We start from the raw sequence: 3,452 nt of genomic DNA, 5'->3' as shown, positions 1-3,452 counted from the left end.
GGATGTTCTGCCGTATTCGCGGTTACCTATCCACTCTACGCAAACAGGGGCATAACGTTCTGGATGCCCTCATGGGATTGTTCTCTGGAAACCCTATAACTCTCCTACCCCAGCCTGAGTAGTTACTGTTTGCAAGAGCCTGTTTTGCTGAGGGGAAAGCTCAGGAAAGAATAGTGCTGCTGCTGTTTAAGGTCGCTCATAACTGTTGTCAGCTCAAGCTTGCGGTGATCGATTGCAGCGATCAATCATGTTTCAAGCCTATGGTGTGTTGACGGTTGCATAGTTGGTGCGTAGGGTATGGCTTAATTCCCAAAGCGACAAGCTACTGTCTAAATCCTGCACACAAGTTGCGATCGCCATCCTCAAGTGACTGATTAGTTGCTAAATAATCAGCCACCACCTGACATGCACTGCCCATGAGGGTGTTAAGGGTCAAATCGTCTAAACTCCACACAATCACTCGATTATCAGCCCCTGCTGATACCAGGGAAGTATTGTCGGGGTTAAACTCAAGGTCATTAATGGTACTTTTGTGTCTGACCAGAGAAATTAGTGGGGTTAACTGGTTTTTATCCACCGTCCACATATGAATGTGATTATCCGCGTCGACGGCGGCCAGATATTTACCATCGGCACTAAATCGAATGTGGTTAAATGTAGTCTCATTACGGATAATTGTTTGCTGTGTACCATCTAAGCTCCATAAGCGGAGAGAATTATCATCACTGCCAGTGGCCAGCATTGGCTCCGTGGCTGTCGATGAGCTGAGGCCAATGGGACTAAAGCTAAAGGTTTGAATAGTATCGTCATGGGTAATGGTAGTGAGGGTATCATCACCATCCTGATCATTATTAAGATGCCAAATTTTTAGGGTGTTTCCCTGGGGAAGAATAGCAATATGTTGACCGTTGGGGCTAAAACGAACTGCTCGGATGGTGGACATTGATGCCATGTCGGCCTTTGTCATGTCAGATGTTAGGTCGGACAGAGTCTTAATCGGCTTGCCGTCTGAGGACGAGGCTAAATAGACCTCTGGGCCGCTGGCAATCACTACCATGGCGCTGTCTGGACTGATATCAACACTGTTAACTGGGTTAGGATATATCCACGTTTTTGGGTTGTCGCCTGCCAAGGTTTGCAGATGAATGGCGTTGCCACTGGCTATGGCAATTCTCTCTGCAGATATTTCGCTAGAATTATTTGGCTTAGGGCCAATGCTGATATCTCTGAGAAATTGTTTAAATGGCCAGGATTGTATAAGCTGCCCATCGGGGGTCCAGAGTTGAAGCTCTGAACCCTCAATGGTAGCTACTTTTGACCCGTCATCATTGAAGCGCAATTGATTAACGGTTCCTGTATAGAGCTGTGGGGTGATTATATCCTGACCCTGTCGCCAGACGTGAATTGTGTTGTCGCGATCGGCAATTACCAGGGCTTTACCATCAGGGCTAAAGATAGCGTCTACGGTATCTCGATCTTGGGGGAATCGCTGATTTGTCTGTCGTTCTAGATCCCATAGGGTAACTTGTTTAGAGCTATCTGTGGTAGCTATATGCTGGCCATCTGGGCTAAAGCGAATGCTATTGACCCAGCCATCGTGGGGCAAGCTGGGTAATTGTTTGCCGTCCATAGTCCATAGTTGAACGGCTTTATGGCCCGCTGCTGCAATCATGGGTTGCTGGTCTGATGGGCCAGGGCGAAAGCGGGCCATATTGACCCAATCATCATTGGGTAAGTTTTGCCGCATCTTGCCGTCCAGGGTCCAAAGCTGGGTGGCTTGACGGGTAGCTGTTAACAGACTTTTGCCATCGGCACTAAACTGGACACTATTGACCCCGTCTGGATGGGGAAAACGGCGGATGACGTCTCCTTCTAGGGTCGTAAGTAGGACTTGACGATTGGTTGCGATCGCAAGTTGTTCACCATTGGGGCTAAAGCTAACATCTTTGGTTTCATCCTCAAAGGTTTGCGATCGCACCAAAGTACCATCTATTGTCCATAGATGGACGGTCCGATCTACGCTGGCTGAGGCAAGGGTGCGTCCATCTGAGCTAAACACCACACTCGTAACAGAATTGTTATGGCCCTCCAGGGTATGCAGCAAACTACCCCGCATATCCCAAAGTCGCACCGTATGGTCACGACTAGCGGAGGCAATCGTCTGGCCATCTGGACTAATAGCCAGACGATTAACATCATTGGTATGGCCCGTAAGTCGGTTGTGTTCTCTCCAGCCATCTGTATAAATAGCAGCCTGTAGCGCTGTCAATACACGACTACGGGTATTATCATTTCTTCGATTTAGCTGTTTTCTCAGTTGTTGCCCCGCTCGTAAAGCCTCGATCAAAGCATCAAAGGATTTGCCCGACTTTGTTAGGGACAAAGAATAGCTACTAAGGGCATTGATTTGGCTTTCTTGAACAATTTCAACCTGGCGCTTTTGGTTGAGGGCAAAGAGGGCGAGACCGGCCATAATAATACCGGATACCACGGCTCCCAATGCCATCTGTCGAGCTTGCCGCAGTTTCTGTTTTTGTTCTTCTTGTTCTTCTTTAATCAGGCGATCTCGCAGTGCCTGACTAGCTTGAATAAAGGATACTTGCAAGGAGCTAGGTGGGGGTTGCTTGGCTTCCACCAACCCCTGTTGCAGCCAAGCACTGGCCTGGGTCAACTCACTGCCACGTAACAAAATATCGTCAGTTTTGCTTTTGTGTTCCCATTCCCGTGCTCTGACCAATAGTTTCGTGTGGGTTTTCACATGATCTAAATCTGTATTGAGCGTTTTTATTAATGAATGAAACGCCGCATCAAAGTCATTTTGCTCCTGGAAAAAGAGCCAATTGGCCTTACCCAATTCTGGATGAACCAGTTCCATATCGAACCCTTCTCGTCGCACAATGGGGATTAACCGTTTGTTGTGCTCGATGGCATGGTCAATTTCCTGTCTGCAAACCTGTGATGCAATGGAGTCTGGGCTGATTACAAAAATAAAGGTATCAGAGGCTTCAATCCCAGCTTGGATTTCTTCCCACCAGTCTGCTGTCAAAGGAATATCTTCCCAATCTACCCAAGAGTCATGGTTGCTCTTTTCTAGAGCTTGATGGAGCGCTTTTACAAAGGCCTTATCTTTTCGGGAGTAGGAGATGAAGACATCAGGCATGACCAAGACATAGGGAATGAGAAAAGGTTACAGTAATGTGCCTCCAAGAATGGAACGATTATTTCAATAAGGCTTTGGTGCGTGAATAAGGTAGCTGCGGAGCTTTAGAAGCCAACAAAGCATAGCATACCACAGCAACACGGTACCGATGAAACGCACTTACAAACCAGCAATTATAAATTCAAATCGTATCAGTTGATACAGAAGCTTTCAACTTCTTGAAGGTGAGCATATGAGGGTATCATCAGCTTAGGAGGAATTAGGCCGCCGCCGTGAGCGTCGAGGCGGTAAC

At 47.4% G+C, this 3,452-nt stretch carries 1 protein-coding gene; it reads right to left on the bottom strand.

The annotated features are described in order from the left end of the window. Nucleotides 1-322: 322 nt before the first annotated feature. Nucleotides 323-3,160, bottom strand: coding sequence for a toll/interleukin-1 receptor domain-containing protein (locus VB741_RS26145; protein WP_323368164.1), 2,838 nt, complete (start codon nt 3,158-3,160; stop codon nt 323-325). Nucleotides 3,161-3,452: the final 292 nt, after the last annotated feature.

Origin of the sequence: Leptothoe sp. PORK10 BA2, from assembly GCF_034932105.1 — a bacterium.
In the GTDB taxonomy this organism is placed as follows: Bacteria; Cyanobacteriota; Cyanobacteriia; order Phormidesmidales; family Phormidesmidaceae; genus Leptothoe.
Note: the sequence above shows the minus strand (reverse complement) of the source record. Positions and strands in the feature narration are given on the sequence as shown.